This is a genomic window from Tsukamurella tyrosinosolvens (assembly GCF_900104775.1).
Lineage (GTDB): Bacteria > Actinomycetota > Actinomycetes > Mycobacteriales > Mycobacteriaceae > Tsukamurella > Tsukamurella tyrosinosolvens.
Map to the genome: position 1 here is coordinate 1,194,752 of NZ_FNSA01000003.1, position 20,102 is coordinate 1,214,853.

General features: G+C 73.1%; 17 protein-coding genes. 15 read left to right on the forward strand and 2 right to left on the reverse strand.

Features of this window, described 5'->3' with window-relative positions; genetic code table 11:
* Positions 1–89 precede the first annotated feature (89 nt).
* The 5 genes from BLW32_RS07430 to BLW32_RS07450 are packed head-to-tail and all read left to right on the forward strand — an operon-like array spanning position 90 to position 7,125.
* Positions 90–1,400, forward strand: coding sequence for a glycosyltransferase 87 family protein (locus BLW32_RS07430; protein WP_068741107.1), 1,311 nt, complete (start codon positions 90–92; stop codon positions 1,398–1,400).
* A gap of 4 nt (positions 1,401–1,404) precedes the next feature.
* Positions 1,405–2,469, forward strand: coding sequence for a thiamine ABC transporter substrate-binding protein (locus BLW32_RS07435; RefSeq protein WP_068741108.1), 1,065 nt, complete (start codon positions 1,405–1,407; stop codon positions 2,467–2,469).
* 13 nt (positions 2,470–2,482) lie between these two features.
* Positions 2,483–4,090: an ABC transporter permease gene (locus tag BLW32_RS07440; RefSeq protein ID WP_068741109.1), complete on the forward strand. Its 1,608-nt coding sequence runs from the start codon at positions 2,483–2,485 to the stop codon at positions 4,088–4,090.
* Positions 4,091–4,130: 40 nt separating this feature from the next.
* The gene (locus tag BLW32_RS07445) at positions 4,131–5,174 is read left to right on the forward strand and encodes an ABC transporter ATP-binding protein (RefSeq protein ID WP_139286100.1); all 1,044 of its coding nucleotides are present in this window, start codon (positions 4,131–4,133) and stop codon (positions 5,172–5,174) included.
* A gap of 4 nt (positions 5,175–5,178) precedes the next feature.
* Positions 5,179–7,125: a GMC family oxidoreductase N-terminal domain-containing protein gene (locus BLW32_RS07450; protein ID WP_068741111.1), complete on the forward strand. Its 1,947-nt coding sequence runs from the start codon at positions 5,179–5,181 to the stop codon at positions 7,123–7,125.
* Between the two features lie 13 nt (positions 7,126–7,138).
* Here BLW32_RS07450 and BLW32_RS07455 read toward each other — a convergent pair whose 3' ends face one another.
* Entirely contained in the window at positions 7,139–8,137 is a 999-nt protein-coding gene (locus tag BLW32_RS07455; protein WP_068741112.1) for a cation diffusion facilitator family transporter, read from the reverse strand.
* Between the two features lie 49 nt (positions 8,138–8,186).
* Here BLW32_RS07455 and mgrA point away from each other — a divergent pair, with 49 nt between their 5' ends.
* From mgrA to BLW32_RS07470, 3 genes are read left to right on the forward strand one after another with little or no spacing between them, the layout of a single operon-like run.
* A complete protein-coding gene (gene mgrA / locus BLW32_RS07460) occupies positions 8,187–9,254 on the forward strand; it encodes an L-glyceraldehyde 3-phosphate reductase (RefSeq protein ID WP_068741113.1) in 1,068 nt (355 codons plus the stop codon).
* Positions 9,251–9,922: a TetR/AcrR family transcriptional regulator gene (locus BLW32_RS07465; RefSeq protein ID WP_074850948.1), complete on the forward strand. Its 672-nt coding sequence runs from the start codon at positions 9,251–9,253 to the stop codon at positions 9,920–9,922. Before mgrA ends, BLW32_RS07465 begins: the two co-directional genes overlap by 4 nt.
* A 25-nt stretch (positions 9,923–9,947) precedes the next feature.
* Positions 9,948–10,655 carry a DUF8817 family protein gene (locus tag BLW32_RS07470; RefSeq protein ID WP_068741115.1) on the forward strand — a complete coding sequence of 236 codons (708 nt, stop codon included), beginning with the start codon at positions 9,948–9,950 and terminating at the stop codon, positions 10,653–10,655.
* 7 nt (positions 10,656–10,662) lie between these two features.
* Here the strand turns inward: BLW32_RS07470 and BLW32_RS07475 are convergent, their stop codons facing one another.
* Positions 10,663–10,860: a hypothetical protein gene (locus BLW32_RS07475; RefSeq protein WP_068524542.1), complete on the reverse strand. Its 198-nt coding sequence runs from the start codon at positions 10,858–10,860 to the stop codon at positions 10,663–10,665.
* A 183-nt stretch (positions 10,861–11,043) separates the two neighbouring features.
* Between BLW32_RS07475 and typA the strand changes: the two genes are divergently transcribed.
* From typA to BLW32_RS07510, 7 genes are all read left to right on the forward strand, one after another.
* Positions 11,044–12,951 carry a translational GTPase TypA gene (gene typA / locus BLW32_RS07480; protein ID WP_068524543.1) on the forward strand — a complete coding sequence of 636 codons (1,908 nt, stop codon included), beginning with the start codon at positions 11,044–11,046 and terminating at the stop codon, positions 12,949–12,951.
* An 81-nt stretch (positions 12,952–13,032) separates the two neighbouring features.
* A complete protein-coding gene (locus BLW32_RS07485) occupies positions 13,033–14,892 on the forward strand; it encodes an ABC transporter family substrate-binding protein (protein ID WP_082791314.1) in 1,860 nt (619 codons plus the stop codon).
* A complete protein-coding gene (gene mshB / locus BLW32_RS07490; RefSeq protein ID WP_068741116.1) occupies positions 14,889–15,800 on the forward strand; it encodes an N-acetyl-1-D-myo-inositol-2-amino-2-deoxy-alpha-D-glucopyranoside deacetylase in 912 nt (303 codons plus the stop codon). The genes BLW32_RS07485 and mshB overlap by 4 nt, the downstream gene beginning before the upstream one ends.
* Positions 15,800–16,153 (forward strand): hypothetical protein, encoded by a 354-nt coding sequence (locus BLW32_RS07495; protein ID WP_068741117.1) that lies wholly within the window; start codon positions 15,800–15,802, stop codon positions 16,151–16,153. Before mshB ends, BLW32_RS07495 begins: the two co-directional genes overlap by 1 nt.
* A complete protein-coding gene (locus BLW32_RS07500; protein WP_068741118.1) occupies positions 16,150–18,741 on the forward strand; it encodes a bifunctional FO biosynthesis protein CofGH in 2,592 nt (863 codons plus the stop codon). The genes BLW32_RS07495 and BLW32_RS07500 overlap by 4 nt, the downstream gene beginning before the upstream one ends.
* Positions 18,738–19,505, forward strand: coding sequence for a hypothetical protein (locus BLW32_RS07505; protein ID WP_068741119.1), 768 nt, complete (start codon positions 18,738–18,740; stop codon positions 19,503–19,505). The genes BLW32_RS07500 and BLW32_RS07505 overlap by 4 nt, the downstream gene beginning before the upstream one ends.
* 38 nt (positions 19,506–19,543) lie before the next feature.
* On the forward strand, positions 19,544–20,080 hold the full coding sequence (locus BLW32_RS07510; RefSeq protein WP_068741120.1) for a Uma2 family endonuclease: 537 nt from the start codon (positions 19,544–19,546) through the stop codon (positions 20,078–20,080).
* Positions 20,081–20,102 lie beyond the last annotated feature (22 nt).

Consider the following 20,102-nt stretch of genomic DNA (forward strand, 5'->3'; position numbering starts at 1 on the left):
GCGGTCGTCTCGACTGTGGTCACCCGCTCCATAGTCCAGACGCGCGGCGGTTCGCGCAACGGGTGTGAGCATGGCTAAGGTGTCCACCCGTGACCAAGGACCGCAGCACGTCGGCCGACGGCGGTCCCGCGAGCGGCCTCCGGCGCGTCGCGCTTCCCCTCTTCCTCGTGGCCCTCGGCGCCCGGATCGTGTGGATCCTCGCCGGCCAGCACAACTTCAACTTCGTCGACCTGCGGGTCTACTACGAAGCCGCCCAGCGGGTGACCGCCGACGGCGGCCTCTACGACTTCGCGCTGCGCGACTACACACCGCAGCAGCCGCTGCCGTTCACCTATCCGCCGTTCGCGGCCCTGTTCTTCTACCCGCTGAAGTTCCTCCCGTTCCCAGTGGTCGCGGTCGGCTGGGTGGCGCTCACCGCGGGCCTGTTGTTCCTGGTCATCCGCATGTGCCTGGCCATCCTGGCCGCGGGGCGCGGCGCACCGTCGCGCCTGGGCGACGTGCCGCGCGAGCTGCCCCTGGTGTGGACCGCGGCCGCGCTGTGGATCGACCCCGTGCGCACCAACCTCGACTACGGCCAGATCAATGTGGTCCTCATGACCTTCGGCGTGTGGGCCGCCTATCTCGTCGCCCGCGCCGCCCCGTCGCCGTCGCTCGCGCTGAAGCCCGAGAAGGTCGACGGTGCCTCCGGCTTCCTCGTCGGCCTCGCCGCCGGCATCAAGCTCACCCCCGCGGTGGGCGGGCTGTTCCTCCTCGCCCGCGGCCGCGTCTGGGCCGCCGTCTTCTCCGGTGTGACGTTCGCCGCCACCGTCGGGATCAGCTACCTGATCCTGCCCGCGGAGACCCGGCGCTACTTCACGATCCTGCTCGGCGACACCGGCCCCATCGGCGACCCCGCCAAGCCCGACAACCAGGCGCTGCGCGGCGCCGTCTCCCGGTTCGCCGGGCACGACGTGGGCACCGGGCCGGCGTGGATCATCGCTGTGCTGGTCGCCGCGGCCCTGCTGTTCGCCGCCTGGTGGGTCGTCCGCCGCGGCGACGCCCTCATCGCGCTGGTGCTGGTGCAGTTCCTCGGGTTGCTCGCCTCGCCGATCTCGTGGATCCACCATTTCGTGTGGATCGTCCCGCTGCTGATCTGGGTGGTGCACGGCCCGCTCGGCCCCGGCGGCGGCGCGGACTTCCGCAGCCCCGGCGCGGGCTTCACGCCGTGGGCGACGGCGGTCGCGGGCGTCACCGCGGTCTTCGGCTACATCGGCGTGCACTTCCTGCGCAAGGGCCTCGCCGCGATCGGGATCGACGACGGCCCCGTCTGGGCCCTGTTCATGGCGCCCGGCGTGCTGGCGCCGATGGTGCTCGTCGCGCTGATCCTCGCGCAGCGGCGACGGCTGGACGCACTAGTCTGAGCGGATGACCAACCTCGGCCGCGTAGGCCTTGCGATCCTCACGGCGGCGACCCTCGCGACCAGCGCGTGCGCGACCAGCACGGCACCGTCGAAGGAGAGCGACGCGCCGTCGGCCACGGGCACCGTGACCCTGGTGACCCACTCCAGCTTCCACCTGCCCGAACAGGTCCTCGCCGACTTCACGAAGCAGACGGGGCTCGCGATCAAGACCGTCGAGCTCGGCGACGGCGGCGAGCTCGCCACCAAGCTGTCGCTGACCCCGGGCAATCCACCCGGCGACGTCGCGTTCGGCGTGGACAACACCTACGCCGCGCGGCCCGTGCGCGCCGGCGTCTTCGACGAGTACGTCTCGCCCGCCGCCGCTAACGGCGCGCAGGAGTACGCCCTCGCGGGCATGCCGCAGCTCACCGCGATCGACTTCGGCGACGTCTGCGTCAACATCGACACCCGCTACTTCCGGGACAAGAACCTGCCCGAGCCGGTCACGTACCAGGACCTGGCGAAGCCCGTGTACCGCGGCCTGACCGTGGTGCAGAACCCGGAGACCGCGTCGCCGGGCATGGCGTTCCTGGCCGGCACCGTCGCCACCCTCGGCGAGGGTTGGCAGGACTACTGGCGCTCGCTGCGCGCCAACGACGTCGCGGTCACCCCGAACTGGTCGACCGCGTACTCCACCGACTTCTCCGGCTCGTCGGGCAAGGGCCCGAAGCCGATCGTCGTCTCCTACGCCAGCTCGCCCGCCGCCGAGGTGGGCAAGGACGGCGCCGCGCCCCCGACCAAGGCGCTGCTCGACACCTGCTTCCGGCAGGTCGAGTACGCGGGCGTGCTGCGCGGCACCAAGAACCCCGACGGCGCGCGCAAGCTCATCGACTTCCTGCTCTCGCCGGCGGCGCAGGCCACCATCCCCGACGAGATGTACGTCTACCCGGTGACCCGCGGCGTCGCGCTGCCCGACAGTTGGGCCAAGTACGCGCCCGTCCCGCCGAAGGCCGCCACCCTGCCCGCCGATCGCCTCGCCGACGAGCGCGACGGCTGGGTGCGGCAGTGGCGCCAGCTGATGGGGCGGTGAACCTCCGCCCGTGATGACCACCTCGCGCGGGCGGCTCGCGCTGCTGGCCGCCCCGCTGCTGTTCGTCGCGGTGTTCTTCCTCTGGCCCGTCGCCGCGATCGTCGCGCGCGGGCTCTCCTCCGACGGTGTCGGGCTGTGGCAGGGCTTCACCGGCGCGGGCGGCCTCGGGCTGGTCTGGTTCACCGTGTGGCAGGCCGCGGCGTCGACGCTCCTCACCGTGGTCCTCGGGCTGCCGCTCGCGTGGCTGACCGCGCGGGTGAGGTTCCGCGGGCAGTGGCTCGTCCGCGTGGTGGCGACGGTCCCGTTCGTGCTGCCGACCGTCGTGGTCGGCGTCGCCTTCCGGACCCTCTTCGCGCCCGGCGGGAGCCTCGGCTTCCTCGGCATCTCCGAGACGGTGTGGGCCGTACTGCTCGCGCACGCCTACTTCAACGTCTCGGTGGTGGCGCGGATCGTCGGCGGCGTGTGGTCCGCGGTCGACCCGCGCGCCGAGCAGGCCGCGCGCACGCTCGGCGCGGGCCCGGTCCGGGCCTTCCTCACCGCGACCGCGCCCGCGCTGCTGCCCGCCATCGCCTCGGCGGCGTCCGTGGTGTTCCTGTTCTGCGCGACGAGCTTCGGCATCGTCCTCGTGGTCGGGGGCAGCCGGCTGCGCACCCTGGAGACGGCGGTCTACCAGGAGGTCGTCGGCGCCTTCGACCTGCGCACCGCCGCGCTGCTCGCGCTGGTGCAGATCGTGATCGTGGTGCTCGCCGTCGCCCTGAGCGGCGCGCTGCGGGTCCGCGTCTCGCGGCCCGCGGCGGCCGCGCGCGTCGACCCGCCCCGCGCCGCCGGCCGTGCCCGGCTCGCGGTGCTCGTCGGCGTGCCCGTGAGCGTGACGCTGCTGCTCTTCCCGCTCGCCGCGCTCCTGCTGCGCTCGCTGCACCCCGACCCGTCGGGCGCGCTGAGCCTCGACGCCTACCGGCGGCTCACCACCGACTTCGGGGGCGTCGTGCCGGTGAAGGCGCTGCTGATGTCGCTCGTCACGGCCGCGCAGGCGGGCGCGATCGCGCTCCTCGTCGGCGGGCTCGCCGCGGTCGCGATCGCCCGCTCGCGGGGGCTGCTGAGCCGGTTCGCGGACGCCGTGGTGATGCTGCCGCTCGGCGTGAGCGCGGTGACGCTCGGCTTCGGCTACCTCCTCGCGCTGCAGTCGCTGCCCGCGATCCGGGAGTCCCCCGCGGTGCTGCCCTTCGTGCAGGCCCTCGTCGCGCTGCCGCTGGTGGTGCGCGTCCTGGTGCCCGCGCTCGGGGCCGTCGACCCGCGGCAGCGGCAGGCCGCCGCCGTCCTCGGCGCCTCGCCGGTCCGGGTCTTCACCTCCGTCGACCTGCCCGTGATCAGCCGGTCGGTGGCCGTGGCCGCAGGCTTCGCATACGTCGTTACCCTGGGGGAGTTCGGGGCCGCGAGTTTCCTGGTGCGGCCCGAGCAGATGACGCTTCCCGTGCTGATCGGCCGGATCTCCAGCCGCCCCGGCTGGGCCGACGCCGCGCTCGCCGCGTCGTGCTCGGTGCTGCTCATCGCGGCGACGGTCGTGGTGATCGGCGCGGTCGAGGCGCTGCGCCGCGACGACATCGGGCGGGCGGAGTTCTGATGCGTATCCGTGGATGCGGGGACAGGGGAGGGGGCCGACGATGCTGACCATCGACCGGGTCTCGGTGCGCTACGGTGACCGGACCGCCGTCCGGGACGTCTCGCTCACCGTCGGGAACGAGAACGGCGCGGACGCCGTCACGAAGGGCCGCGGGGACTCCGTGACCGCGCTGCTCGGGCCGTCGGGCTGCGGCAAGTCCACCCTGCTGCGGGCCGTCGCGGGCCTCGAGCCGCTGGCCCGCGGCCGCATCCTCTGGGACGGCGAGGACCTCGCGGCCGTGCCGACGCATCGGCGCGGTTTCGGCGTCGTCTTCCAGGACGGGCAGCTCTTCGGGCACCGCGACGTCGCCGGCAACATCCGCTACGGGCTGCAGCGCCACCACTGGCCGCGCGCCGAGGCGAACGCCCGCGTCGACGAGCTGCTGGAGCTCGTGGGGCTGCCCGGGATGGGCGCGCGGCCCGTCGGGGAGCTGTCGGGCGGGCAGCAGCAGCGCGTCGCGCTGGCCCGCGCCCTCGCTCCGAAGCCCCGCCTCCTGTTGCTCGACGAGCCGCTGTCGGCGCTGGACCGGCAGCTGCGCGATCGTCTCGTGGGCGACCTGCGGCGCATCCTCCGCGAGACCGGGACGCCCGCGCTCATCGTGACCCACGACCACGACGAGGCCGTCGAGCTGGCCGACACCGTCGCCGTGCTCGACGCGGGCGAGCTGGCCCAGGTGGACCGGCCCGCCCGTCTGTGGCGGCGCCCGCGCACGCCCGACGTCGCCCGCTTCCTCGGCTACTCCGTGCTGCTGGACGCGCAGGTCAAGGACCTGCAGGCGACTTCCGCGCTGGGGCAGGTCCTCGTCGACTGCCCCGACGGCCGGTTCCGGCTGGGCCTGCGTCCCGGCTCCGTCGTGATCCAGGCGCACGGGGTGCCGGCCCGGGTGACCGGCTCCGTCCCCACCGCCGACGGGGTGCGGATCACCGCCGCCGTCGACACCGACGACGGCGAACTGCTCGTCGACGCCCTCGGCGACACGGCACCCGCCGATGGCGAGGTCGTGCGCGTCGCGCTCAACCCGCGCCGGATCGCCGTGATCGGATAGTCCGGTGACCGACGTCTTCACCCCGCGCCAAGCCCGCGCGCTGCTCGCGATCGCCGACACCCTGATCCCCGGCGGCGACGGGCTGCCCGGCGCCCGCGACATCGACTTCCTCACCTCCGTCTCGCGCACCGCGCAGCACAAGATGCTGCCGCGGGAGCTGCGCGAACTGAAGGTCTTCCTCGACCTCTGGGACACCCGCGGCTTCGGGGTGGTCAACCGCATCGGCCCGCGGAGGTTCTCCGCGCTGCCGCACGCCCGGCGCGAGGAGGCGCTGCTCGCCTGGGGCACCCACCCGCTCACCCCGGTCCGGACCGTCTTCCAGGGACTGCGCTCGCTCCTCATCGGCTCGTACTACATCGCGCCCGACGCCACCGCCGCGCGCGCCGCGACCGGCTACCCCGAGGCGCCCGGCCCGCTGCCCGACGCCCCGGATCGGCCGTTGCGACCGATCACCGTTCCGGCGGGCGGCACGAGGCTCACTGCGGACGTCGTGATCGTGGGCTCCGGCGCGGGCGGCGGCACCGCGGCCGCCGTGCTCGCCGCCGCCGGGCTGGACGTGCTCGTCCTCGAACGCGGCGGCTACCACGACGACCGCGACTTCGGCCGCGGCGAACTGGAATCGCTCACCACCCTCTACGCCGGGGCGCCCGCGATCTCCGCGGAGGGGCAGTTCTCGTCCCTCATGGCCGGCGGCACGCTGGGCGGCGGCACCGTCGTCAACTGGTCCACCTCGTTCGCGACGCCCGACGCGGTGCGCGCCGAATGGGCCGCGCACGGCGCCCGGCAGTTCGCGGGCGACGAGTTCACCCGCGCGCTCGACGCGGTGCAGCGCCGGCTCGGCGTGAACACCGGCCACGGCGCCGCGTCGTCGCGCGACGCGATCCTCGAGCGCGGCCTCACCGCCCTCGGCTGGCACTGCGACGCCATGCCGCGCAACGTGCTCGGCTGCGACCAGGGCGTCGAGTGCGGGCGCTGCGGCTACGGCTGCCGGATCGGCGCCAAGCAGTCCACCGCCAAGACCTGGCTGCAGGACGCCGCCGCCGACGGCGCGCGGATCGCCGTCGGCGTGGAGGTGCGGCGGGTCGTCGTCGAGCGGGGCCGCGCGACCGGCGTCGATGCGATCGGTCCCGACGGTGCCCCCGTCACCGTCGCCGCGAAAGCGGTCGTGGTCGCGGCCGGCTCGCTGCAGACCCCGCCCCTGTTGCGGCGCTCGGGCCTGCGGAACAGGCGGATCGGGGAGAACCTGCGGCTGCATCCCGTGACCGCCGTGGCAGGCGTCTTCGACGAGGAGGTGCGCCCGTGGGAGGGTGGCCTGCAGACCCGCTACTCCACCGAGCACGCCGACCTCGACGGCGACGGCTACGGGGTCATCTACGAGACCGGGCCCGTGAGCCCCGGCGCGATCACGCTGTTCCAGCCCTGGCACTCCGCGGCCCAGCACGCTGCCGACATGCGGGCGATGCGGCACACCGTGCAGGTGGGCGTCATCGTCCGCGACACCGGCAGCGGTCGGGTCACCGTCGGGCGCGACGGCGAGCCCGTCGTGCGGTACCGCCTCAGCGACCACGACGCCGCGCACATGCAGCGCGGCGTGGTGGGCGCGGCCGAGATCCTGGCGGCCGCGGGCGCGACGTCGGTGCGCAGCTCGCACCAGAACCGGGTCGCCGCCCGCCTGCCCGGGTCGCTCGACGGCTTCGCCGCCGCCGCGCAGCGCGAGGGCTACGCGCCCGCCCGCTGCATGATGATCGCGCTGCACATCATGGGCACCGCCGCGATGGGCGGCAGCCGCGACACCTCGGCGACGGACCCCGACGGCGCGACGTGGGAGGTGCCGAACCTCGTGGTGGCCGACGCCTCGTGCTTCCCCACGCCGAGCGGCGTGAACCCGATGATCTCCATCGAGGCCATCGCGCACATGAACGCCGCGCGGCTCGCGGCGCGGCTGGGGTAGCGCCCGCCGACCGTTACGGTCGGCGCTCGTCCTCCGGGAGGTACCAGTCGGGGAGCGGCTCGGCGGCCAGCCGCGTGGTGTCGCCGGGGCGGGTCAGGGTGAACAGCGCCCGCTGGATGCGGGGGATGCGGTTCATGTCGTCCGAGATCGCGGCCAGCCGCGCCGCCACCTGGGACTCGGGCAGGTCGCCCTCCAAGTCGACGGCCGCGACGAGGAAGAGCCGGTCCGCGCCGACCCACTCCATGTGCAGGAAGCTGACCTGCTTGACGTCGGGGTGCGACTGCAGCGCCTCCAGCATGCGGTTGCGGGCCAGCGGCGTCGCCTCCTCGCCCGTGAGGAAGTCCATGTTGCGCCGGATCAGGAACACCGCCACGAAGCCCAACAGGATGCCGACGAGGATCGACCCGACGGCGTCCCACACGGGGTTCCCCGTGATCTGGTGCAGCGCCATCGCGGTCGCGGCGATGACGATGCCGATGAGCGCGCTGAGGTCCTCCGCGAAGACCGAACGCAGCACCGGGTTCGAGGTCACCCGGACGTACCGCAGCGGGTGCAGCATCCGTTCCTGCGCGCCCTCCTTGGTCTGGCGCAGCGCCTGCAGGAAGGAGATCCCCTCCAGCACGAAGGAGATGGCCAGGACGGCGTAGCCCCAGCCGTAGTCCGTCGCCTCCTCCGGCGCGCCGAGCGCCGAGATCCCGTGCCACACCGAGACTGCCGAGCCCACGCTGAACAGGCCGAAGGCGGCGAACATCGACCACACGTAGCCGGATCGTCCGTACCCGAACGGGTGGGTCGCGTCCGCGGGCTTCGCCGCGCGCTTCGCGCCGATGAGGAGGAAGACCTCGTTGCCGGTGTCGGCCCAGGAGTGCGCGGCCTCCGCGACCATCGCGGCCGAGCCGGTGACCACCGCCGCGACCGACTTCGCCACCGCGATCAGCACGTTCGCGCCGAACGCGATGAGCACCGTCACCAGACTCTCGTCCTGGGATTCCTCCGCCGCTTCGTCGCTCATGCTGCTGATCGTAGGCCCGGCGGCGGCGCGCGCCGGGCATGATAGGGGCATGGGTGCATTCGATCCGTACGCCGCCGACGACCGTCGCTACGACGGGGTGCCGTACCGCCGGGTGGGGGAGTCGGGCCTGAAGCTCCCGGCGGTCTCGCTCGGCCTGTGGCACAACTTCGGCGACGACAAGCCGCTGCAGACCCAGCGCGACATCCTGCGCCGGGCGTTCGACCTGGGCGTGACCCACTTCGACCTCGCGAACAACTACGGGCCGCCGCCGGGCAGCGCCGAACGGAATTTCGGCACCCTGTTCGCCGAGGACTTCCGTCCCTACCGCGACCAGCTGATCATCTCCTCGAAGGCCGGCTGGGACATGCAGCCCGGCCCCTACGGCTTCGGCGGATCCCGCAAGTACCTGCTCTCCTCGCTGGACGGCTCGCTGCGGCGGATGGGCCTCGACCACGTGGACGTCTTCTACAGTCACCGGCCCGACCCCGAGACCCCGCTCGAGGAGACGATGGGCGCGCTGCACACCGCCGTGACCTCGGGCCGGGCCCTGTACGTGGGCATCTCGTCGTACAGCGCGGAACTCACCGTGCGGGCGCAGGAGATCATGCGCGGCCTCGGCACGCCGCTGCTCATCCACCAGCCCTCGTACTCGATGCTCAACCGCTGGATCGAACGCGGGGACGAGGCCGCCGCAGGGCGGTCGCTGCTGGAGACCACCGCGGCGGAGGGCATGGGGGTCATCGCCTTCTCGCCGCTCGCGCAGGGGCTGCTCACCGACCGCTACCTTGCGGGCGTGCCCGAGGACTCCCGCGCCGCCGCCGGCAAGAGCCTCTCCGGCGGCATGCTCTCCGAGGAGAACCTGGCCCGCGTCCGCGGGCTGGCCGGCATCGCCGCCGACCGCGGCCAGACGCTCGCGCAGATGGCGATCGCGTGGGTGCTCCGCTCGCCGGAAGTGACTTCGGCGCTCATCGGGGCGTCCAGCGTCGCGCAGCTCGAGGACAGCGTGGGTGCCGTTGCGAACCTCGCGTTCACCGCCGAAGAGCTGGCCGCGATCGACGAGTTCGCCGTGGACGGCGACGTGAACCTTTGGTGGGGCGCCACCGCCTCGACGTCATGACCACCGCGCGGACCGGAAACCCCCGCGCCGCCGGACGGGTCTACGGCGGCGCCGACGCGCGGACCCGGCACGCCGAGCGCCTGGCCCGGCTCGAGGACGCCGGGCTGGAGCTGTTCGCCACCGTCGGGTACCAGCAGACGACGGTCGCGGACGTGTGCGAGCGGGCCAAGGTGTCGCGCCGGCACTTCTACGAGCAGTTCGCCGACCGCGAGGCCCTCCTGCGGCACCTCTACACCGGCGTCCACGACCGCGGGCGCGCCGCCGTCGCCGCCGCGCTGGCCGACGGTGCCCGCGCCGCCGGCACGGGCGACGGGGCCGTCGCGACGCTGGTCGCATCCGGCCTGACGGCGTACATCGGTGCGGTGCTGGCCGACCCGCGCGGGCTGCGGGTGGCCTTCGTCGAGGTCGTCGGCGTGAGCGCCGAGCTGGAGGCCTACCGGCTGGCGAATCGCGACCTGTGGGCGCAGACCATCCGGTCGGCGGCGGAGGCCGCCGGCGCGCGGCCCGTGGCGCCGTGGGTGCACGCGGCCTTCATCCCCTCGGTCAACGAGTTCCTCATGGCCTGGTGGCAGCACGGCGGCGACCGGTCGAACCCCGCGGAACTGGTCCGCGTGCTGACCTCCGTGCTGACGAACCTGCTGGTGACGGCACCGTCGGACAGGAACTGACCGCTTTCCGTTCTAGCCTGGCGTCGTGTCCACCACCGCCGTCCCCGTCCTGCCCTGCGTCGACCCCGAGGCCCTCCGCGACTTCTACACGGCCCTCGGCTTCGAGTGCGTCGGCTATCAGGTCCGCCCGTATCTGTACCTCGCGTTCACGCGCGACGGTGCGGACGTCCACTTCGGGCGCTTCGCCCGCGACGCCGACGACACGGGTATCTGCCTGCTGTTGGTCGACGACGTGGCCGCCGAGCACGCGGCGTTCAAGGCCGCGATGAAGGGCCTACTGGGCAAGGTGCCCGCGTCGGGGGAACCGCGCCTCACCCGCTTCCGGCCCGGCGCCTCCCGGTTCACCCTCGTCGACCCGTCGGGGAACCAGCTGCTGATCATCCAGAAGGACGAGCCGGAGTTCGAGTACGGCGGCGGGAAGGAGCTGTCGGGGCTCGCGAAGGCGCTGGACAACGCCCGGATCCTCAGCGGCTTCAAGGGCGACGACGCCGCTGCCTACCGGGCGCTGACCTCGGCGCTGCGCCGCCCCAAGGACGGCGACACCGACGCCGACCGGGCGCTGGCCCTGGCCTTCCTGCTGGAGCTCGCGCCGGCGGCGGGGCGCGGCGCGGACGTGCCGGGCCTGGTGGGGGAGCTGCGGGCGCTACCGGTGACGGCGGCGGAACTGGAGGCCGCGGTCGCGACCGCCGCCGAGCCGGGCGCGCTGCGGGCGCTGCTGGCCGGCGAGGACTAGCCCGGCGTCAGGCGACGCGGGTCCGATCGGGGTTGGCGCGCACCGTCTTCAGGGACTTCTCGAGTTCCTTCTTGGTGGCGCCGTGCGCGGCCATCCGGTTGAGCTTGTGGATCACCACGGGGCACTTCATGCACCGCGTCTTCTTGCGACAGCACTTCTTCTTGGGCTTGCTGCCCACGAGCTTGTGCGCCTTGGTCTTACTCACGTAAATAGGTTAGCGCAACCTAATCGTGCGATGCCAACCGTCACATCCGGCGGTCACGATGCGGCTCCTCGGGCCTTCGGGAAGTAACCTGGTCACGACCAGGCGTGTCCGCACGCCCCCTTCGACGCGCCCACGGACCACCCTCCGCCGCGGCGCGCACGATCACCTCACAGGAGAACCACAGTGGCTCAGCCCAGCTTCCGCAACGTCGCCATCGTCGCGCACGTCGACCACGGGAAGACCACCCTGGTCGACGCCATGCTGCGGCAGTCCGGCGCGTTCGGCGAGCGCGCCGAGCTGGTCGACCGCGTCATGGACTCCGGTGATCTCGAGAAGGAGAAGGGCATCACCATCCTGGCGAAGAACACGGCCGTGCACCGTGTCAACGCCGACGGCACCACCACCGTCATCAACGTGATCGACACCCCGGGCCACGCCGACTTCGGCGGCGAGGTCGAGCGCGGCCTGTCCATGGTCGACGGTGTCGTGCTGCTCGTCGACGCCTCCGAGGGCCCGCTGCCGCAGACCCGCTTCGTGCTGCGCAAGGCGCTCGCCGCGTCGCTGCCCGTCATCCTCGTCGTGAACAAGACCGACCGCCCCGACGCCCGCATCGAGGAGGTCGTCACCGAGGCCCAGGACCTGCTGCTCGACCTCGCCTCGGACCTGTCCGACGAGGCCGCGGAGGCCGCCGAGCTCGCGCTCGAGCTGCCCGTCGTCTACGCCTCCGGCCGCGAGGGCAAGGCGTCGACCACGGCCCCCGCCGACGGCACCGTCCCGGACGCCGAGAACCTCGACGAGCTGTTCCAGATCCTGCACGACTACATCCCCGCCCCCAAGGGCGACGCCGCGGCGCCGCTGCAGGCCCACGTCACCAACCTCGACGCGTCGGCCTTCCTCGGCCGCCTCGCGCTGGTCCGCATCCACAACGGCACCCTCCGCAAGGGTGAGACCGTCGCCTGGATGCGCGAGGTCGACGGCGAGCCCGTGGTCACCAACGCCAAGGTCACCGAGCTCCTCGCCACCGACGGCGTCGAGCGCAAGCCCGCCGAGGAGGCCGTCGCCGGCGACATCGTCGCCGTCGCGGGCTTCCCCGAGATCATGATCGGCGACACGCTGGCCAACCTCGAGAACCCGGTCGCGCTGCCGCGCATCACCGTCGACCAGCCCGCCATCTCGGTCACCATCGGCACGAACACGTCGCCGCTGGTCGGCAAGGTCTCGGGCCACAAGCTGACCGCCCGCATGGTGAAGTCGCGCCTCGACTCCGAGCTCATCGGCAACGTCTCGCTCAAGGTCCTCGACATCGGCAAGCCCGACCAGTGGGAGGTGCAGGGCCGCGGCGAGCTGGCGCTGGCGATCCTCGTCGAGCAGATGCGCCGCGAGGGCTTCGAGCTCACCGTCGGCAAGCCGCAGGTGGTCACCCGCAAGGTCGACGGCAAGGTGCACGAGCCCTTCGAGCACCTGACCATCGACGTGCCCGAGGAGTACCTCGGCTCGGTCACCCAGCTGCTCGCGAACCGTCGCGGCCGCATGGAGACCATGGCCAACCAGGGCACCGGCTGGGTCCGCATGGAGTTCGTCGTCCCGTCGCGCGGCCTCATCGGCTTCCGCACCGACTTCCTCACCGAGACCCGCGGCACCGGCATCGCCAACGCCGTCTTCCACGAGTACGCGCCGTGGGCCGGCGAGATCCGCGCCCGCCACACCGGCTCGCTGGTCTCGGACCGCCAGGGCAGCGTGACCCCGTTCGCCATGATCCAGCTGGCCGACCGCGGCACCTTCTTCGTCGAGCCCGGCGCCGACACCTACGAGGGCATGGTCGTGGGCATCAACCCGCGCGCGGAGGACCTCGACATCAACGTGACCAAGGAGAAGAAGCTGACCAACATGCGTCAGTCCTCCGCCGACGTGATGGAGACCCTCGCCAAGCCCATCAAGCTGGAGCTCGAGGCGGCCATGGAGTTCTGCGCCGGCGACGAGTGCGTCGAGGTCACCCCCGAGGTCGTTCGGGTGCGTAAGGTGCACCTGAACGCCACCGAGCGCGCCCGTGAGCGTTCGCGCGCCAAGTCGCGGGACCAGGCCGCGGGCTGACCGCCTCGGTCGCGGTGACGGGACCCGGCGGCGACGCCTCGGGCGGTGTGGACTTCGAGCGAGCGGTAGGAGGCACGAGCAGTGCGGCGTAGGTCCCTGGGGCTGACGGTGGCGTCGGCGCTGCTCGCGACGACCCTGACCGCCTGCGTCGCGGACCCGCCGCCGGCGGTGCCCGGCTCGGAGACCTCGGCGCCGCCGCAGGCCCCGGCCGCCACCGGCGCCACCGTGCAGGTGGCGATCGACGGCCTGGGGCCGGGCTTCAATCCGCACCTCGCGTCCAACTCGTCCTCGGCCTCGCGGGCGCTCGCCGCGATGACGCTGCCGAGCGTCTTCCGCGAGGTCAAGGAGCCGGACGGGCGGGTCACGCTGGCCCAGAACACCGACCTGATCCCGACGATCGAGCATCCCGCGCCGCTGCAGATCGCGTACACCATCCGGCAGGACGCGCAGTGGTCCGACGGTGCGCCGATCGCCGCCGAGGACTTCGTCTACCTCTGGCAGTCGATGACCACCGCCCCGGACACGGTGGGCTCCGCGCCGTACCGGCAGATCGAGTCGGTGGCCTCCGGCGCCGGCGGCAAGCGGGTCATCGTCACGCTCAAGGCGCCGCTGCCCGGGTGGCGGACCCTGTTCCAGAACCTGCTGCCCAGCCACCTGATCAAGGGCTCGCCCGGCGGCTTCAACGGCGCGATGCGGGAGAAGATCCCCGCCTCGGGCGCGGGCTACCTGGTCAAGAAGGTCGACGTGGCGCGCGACGAGGTCACTCTCGAGCGCAACGACCGCTACTGGATGAAGCCCGCCCGCGTGGACCGCATCGTGCTCCGCAAGGGCGGCACGGACACGCAGCTCGCGAACTCCGTGCGGACCGGTGACGTGCAGGTGGTCTCCATGCACGGCGGGCCGTCGCTGCTGGCGCAGCTCACGTCGATCTACGAGGTGCGGGCCGTCGAGCAGGTCGATCCCCGCGTGCTCTCCCTGACGCTGAACACCCGCTCCAAGTTCCTCGCCGACGTCGAGGTGCGCCGCGCCCTGCTCGACGCCGTGAACGTCGACCTGCTCACCACCGTCGGCTCCGGCGGCGACGCCGTGCGGCCCGCCCGCGCGCAGGTGCTGGCACCGTCGGACCCCGGCTACGCCCCGACCATGCCCGCGCGCCCCGCCCCCGCGGAGGCGAAGGCCCGCCTCGAACAGGCCCTCGCCGGCGCCGGGTACACGCTGCAGAACGCCCCGATCCCGCCCAGCCAGAGCGTGCCGCCCACCCCGCCGCCCCCGACGACCGAGCAGGCCGGCCCGAGCACCAGCACCGATCCGTCGGCGCTGCCGGTGCCGCCCTCGCCGTCGCCCGGCGAGAACGTGCAGCAGTACGTCCGCGACGGCGTGCCGATGTTCCTGCGGATCGGCGTGCCGCAGGGCAATGTCGCCGCGTTCGCCGTCGCCAGCAACGCCACCGACCAGCTGCGGGCCATGGGCGTGTTCGCCTCGGTCGTGACGCTGGAGCCGCAGGTGGTCGCCGGGACCGCGCTGCTCGACGGCGCCGTCGACGCCGTCGTCGGCTGGTCCAGCACCGGCCCGACGCCGGCGGAGAGGTTCGCCGCGCGCGTCGAGTGCCCCGCGCCCCCGTCGGAGGGCGGGCAGCGGCCCACGACGACCAGCGCGGCGCCGACGCCGAACCTCGAGAACGACCCCGCCGCCACGACGGTCGGCGGCAACCTCTCCGGACTGTGCGACGCGGACCTGCAGGGCCTCGCGCTCGACGGGCTGCGCGGCGGCCCGATCGACCTCGCGGCGATCGACGCGCGGCTGTGGTCGCGCGCCACGATGCTGCCGATCCTGCAGGACGTCACGCTGACCGCCGTCGGCCCGGCCGTGCAGGGCGTGACCCTCGAGGGCCCGCCGCGCGACGGTGTCTTCACCGGCGTCGAGGGGTGGGCCCGCCAGTGACCGGGGAGGGCGGACGGCGGCTGCTGCTGGTGCACGCGCACCCCGATGACGAGACCATCACCACCGGCGGGACCATCGCGCGCTACCTCGCCGAGGGCGCCGAGGTGACCGTCGTGACCTGCACGCTCGGCGAGGAGGGCGAGGTGATGGAGCCGCGCTTCGCGCAGCTCACCGCCGACAACGCCGACCAGCTGGGCGGCTACCGGATCGGCGAGCTCACCGGTGCGCTGGCGGCGCTGAGCGATCCCGCCGGACCGGTGCTGCGGCCCCGCTTCCTCGGCGGCATGGGCCGCTGGCGCGACTCCGGCATGGCCGGCACCCCCGCGGCCGAGCACCCGCGCGCCTTCGCGTCGTCGCCCTACCTGGAGTGGGTCGACGGGAGCCCGCTGCAGGCGCTCACGCGGATCCTCCGGGAGACGCGGCCGCACGTCGTGATCACCTACGACGAGGTCGGCGGCTACGGCCACCCCGACCACATCGCCGCGCACCGCCTGACGACCGCGGCCGTCGCCGCCGCGGCGAACCCCGAGACCCCGGGGGAGCCGTGGGAGGTCGCCAAGCTCTACTGGACCGTGACCGCGGGCGGCGACCTCGCCGCCGGGCTCGACGAGCTGCGCGACACGGACCTGCCCGACGGTTGGCGCGTGCCGGCCGCGGACGAGCTGCCCGCCCACGACGACCCCGCGATCACCACCCGGATCGACGTCGCGGGTGTCCTCGACCGCAAGCGCGCCGCGCTCCGCTCCCACGCGACGCAGCTCGGCGTGAGCGCGGACGGCGCAGCCCTCGCCCTGACCAACCGGATCGCGCAGCCGGTCTTCGCCGAGGAGGCCTACGTCCTGGCCCGCGGCACCGCCGCACCCGGCCCGGACGGCGTCGAGCGCGACCTGTTCGCGGGGGTGGCGTGATGGAGCCGCTCGACCGGATCCTGCTCGGCGTCGCGACCGTGGGCGGCGCGGTGTGCGGGGTCGGCGCCGCGATGTACCTCTACCTGTACTCCGGTGCGGTGCCCCTTCCGCTCTCCGCGGTTCTGTTCGGCGCGCTGCTCGCGGCGATCTCCGTCGCGGCCCGCCGCCTGGGTGGCGAGCCCGTCCACGGCGCCCTGCCCGTGATCGCGTTCCTCCTGGTGATCGCGGCCTTCCTGGCCGGCGGGCCGGGCGGCGACATCGTTCTCTACGTCGACTGGCGGCTGCTCCTGCTCCTGCTCTGTGGAATCGGGATGCCGATCCTCGCGGGACACCTGGCATCATCGGAGAAGTGACGGACGCTTCAGAGCAGACCCCCGCGCTTCTCCCGCTGCCGACGGTGCCGAAACGCGCGGCGGAGTCGTACGTGCCGACGGCGTCGGCGATGCGCCGCGCCCTGCGCCGGGCGCGGGACGGGGCGGTGCTCAACGTCGATGAGGCGCAGGTGCTGCTCGCGGCCCGCGGCGACGACCTCGACGACCTGTGCCGCTCCGCGGCGCGGGTGCGCGACGCGGGCCTCCTCGAGGCCGCGCTGACGGGGCCCGACGGTACGCCGCAGGTCACCTACAGCAAGAAGGTCTTCATACCGATCACGCGGCTGTGCCGCGACAAGTGCCACTACTGCACCTTCGTGACGGTGCCCGGCAAGCTGGCGGCCGAGGGCCACGGCGCCTACATGGAGCCCGACGAGATCCTCGAGGTCGCGCGCCGCGGCGCCGAGCTCGGCTGCCACGAGGCCCTGTTCACCCTCGGCGACCGGCCGGAGGACCGCTGGGAGGCGGCCCGGACCTGGCTCGACGAGCGCGGCTACGACTCCACGCTCGACTACGTGCGCGCCATGGCGATCCGCGTGCTCGAGGAGACCGGCCTGTTGCCGCACCTCAACCCGGGCGTCATGAGCTGGGAGGAGCTCTCGCGGCTCAAGCCCGTCGCGCCGTCGATGGGGATGATGCTCGAGACCACCTCGGAGCGCCTGTTCACCGAGAAGGGGCAGCCGCACTACGGCTCGCCCGACAAGGACCCGGCGGTCCGGCTGCGCACCCTCACCGACGCGGGGCGCCTCTCGGTGCCCTTCACGACGGGGCTGCTCATCGGCATCGGCGAGGACGAGCGCGAGCGCGCCGAGTCGATCATGGCCATCCGCAAGGTGCACAAGGCCTTCGGCCACGTGCAGGAGGTCATCATCCAGAACTTCCGCGCCAAGCCGGACACCGCGATGCGGTCGGTGGAGGACGCGGACCTCGAGGTCTACCGTGCGGCGATCGCCGTGACCCGGATGGTGCTGGGGCCCGCGATGCGCGTGCAGGCCCCGCCGAACCTCGTCTCGGCCGACGAGTGCCGGCTGCTGCTCGAGGCCGGCGTCGACGACTGGGGCGGCGTCTCGCCCGTGACCCCGGACCACGTCAACCCCGAGCGCCCCTGGCCCGACCTGGACGCGCTCGCGGCGATCACCGCCGACGCGGGCTTCGAACTGCGGCAGCGGCTCACGGCGCAGCCGAAGTACGTGCGCGCCGGCAGCCCGTGGATCGACCCCCGAGTGGCGCCGCACGTCGCGGCCCTCGCCGACCCGGAGACGGGGCTCGCGGATCCGGACGCGATGCCCACCGGGCTGCCCTGGCAGGAGCCCGACGAGGAGTGGGCGTCGTCGGGCCGCACCGACCTGAACACCGCGATCGACGTCGACGGCCGCAACACCGACACCCGCTCGGACCTCGGCTCCGCCTTCGGCGACTGGGAGTCCGTCCGCGAGCAGGTGCTCTCGCTGTCGGCGCCGGAGAAGGTCGAGTCCGACGTGCTGTCGGCCCTGCGCGCGGCCGAGAAGAACCCCGGCGGTCTGTCCGACGACCAGTACCGGGCGCTCGCGTACGCCGACGACGCGGGCCTCGAAGCCCTGGTGGCCCTGGCGGATCAGCTCCGCAAGGACGTCGTGGGCGACGTGGTGACCTACGTGGTCAACCGGAACATCAACTTCACCAACATCTGCTACACCGGCTGCCGGTTCTGCGCCTTCGCGCAGCGCAAGGGCGACGCCGACGCGTTCACCCTCTCCATGAAGGAGGTGGCCGACCGCGCCGAGGAGGCGTGGCAGGTGGGGGCCACCGAGGTGTGCATGCAGGGCGGGATCGACCCCGACCTGCCCGCCACCGGCTACGCCGACCTGGTGCGCGCCGTCAAGCAGCGCGTGCCCGGCATGCACGTGCACGCCTTCAGCCCGATGGAGATCGTCAACGGCGCGGCCCACTCGGGGGAGTCGGTGCGGGACTGGCTGATCGGGCTGCGTGAGGCCGGCCTCGACACGATCCCCGGCACCGCCGCCGAGATCCTCGACGACGAGGTCCGCTGGGTTCTCACCAAGGGCAAGCTGCCCACGTCGGCGTGGGTCGACGTGGTCACCACCGCCCACGAGGTGGGCATCCGCTCCAGCTCGACGATGATGTACGGCCACGTCGACAACCCCTCGCACTGGGTGACGCACCTGAACGTGCTGCGCGACATCCAGGACCGCACGGGCGGCTTCACCGAGTTCGTGCCGCTGCCGTTCGTGCACCAGAGCGCCCCGCTGTACCTCGCGGGCGCCGCGCGGCCGGGGCCGACCAAGCGGGACAACCGCGCCGTGCACGCGCTGGCGCGGGTCATGCTGCACGGCCGGATCGACCACGTCCAGACGTCGTGGGTCAAACTGGGCACGGCGGGAACGCAGGCCATGCTGCAGGGCGGCGCGAACGACCTGGGTGGCACCCTGATGGAGGAGACGATCTCGCGGATGGCGGGATCGGCGCACGGATCGGAGAAGACGGTGGCGGAACTGCATGCGATAGCCAACGGCATCGGTCGTCCGGCGCGCGAGCGCACCACGACGCACGCCCAGCGGGGTGCCGCGTGAACGCGCTGGAGCCGCGCGGCGGCGCGGTCACGGGCACGGTGACGGACCTGGAGCTGGCGCGCACCGTCGGAGTGTTCGTGACGGTCGCGCGGCCCGCGGTGGCCGGCGTGCGGGTCGTGTCCACGCTGGCCGGGCTCACCCCGATCCCGCTGGTCAACGACTACCTCAAGCGCGACGCCGACGGCCGCTCGCGCTGGTGGGTCATCCCCGTCGGCGCGGTCTCGACGGTGGCGGTGGCCTGGCCCGGCGCCCTCGGTTTCGTCGCGCGCCTGCTGCCGCTGCAGACCTACCTGGGCTTCGCGAACCAGACCCTCGTCGTCGTGGGGGTGGCGGGGGAGCACGGGGTGGACCAGGTGCCCGAGCAGATCGACCTCGTCGCGCGGGTCCTCTCGCGCCGCCAGATCGACGCCCGCGCGCTCCTCGGGGATCAGCCGGGCTTCCAGGACCTCGTGCCCGTGCGTGAGACGACCGAGAAGCTGCGGGGCGGCGTCTTCTCGGCGTTCGGCGCGGTCCGCGACGTGCTGCACACCGTGAAGTCGGCGCGCTCGGCGCTCGAATCGCGCCCGCGGCCGGGCGGCGTCTTCGACACGATGGGGAGGCTGCCGGTCGTCGGCGCGGCCGCCGGCTACGTCGGCGAGTTCGCCACGCTCCGCATCGTCGAGGCCCGCGCCTCCGACGGCGCGAAGATCCTCGGCCTGGAGGCCGCCTTCGCCGGAAACCCGGCACCGTCGGGCGTCGAGGCCGACCCCGAACCGGAGGCGTAGCCCCGATTCCTGTCGGTCCGCGGCGTTACACTCGGCGCATGACCGCAGCTCGGAGAGTCGACTTGATGTCGCTGGACGACTGGCGTGCCTTGGGGGAGGACACGTCGGGGCGGTCGGAGCTTCAGGAGGGGGTCCTGATCGTGTCTCCGAGTCCGCGCAAACTGCACCAGACCGCTGGTTTGAAATTGGCGATGCTGCTGGCCGCGCACATGCCCGATGGTCTCGAGCTCGTACCGGACTTCGACGTCATCGTCGAAGCCGGCTTTCCGCCGACGGTGCGGCGTCCCGACCTCATCATCGTTCCTGTCACCGCTCCGGATGAGGTGACGGCCGATCGCGTTCTCCTCATCGTCGAGATCCTCTCGCCCGGCACTCGTCGCCAGGATCTGGTGACCAAGCGCAGCGAGTACGCCGACGCAGGCATCCCGCACTACTGGATCGTCGACCTCGACGGTGGCCCGAGCATCGAGGCCCTCACACTCCGCGACGGCCGATACGAAGGCGCAACCTCCACAGGTGAATTCACGACGACGGTGCCCTTCGACCTCCGCGTGGACCTGACCGCACTGACCTGACAAGACCCGAGAGCACCGTCGG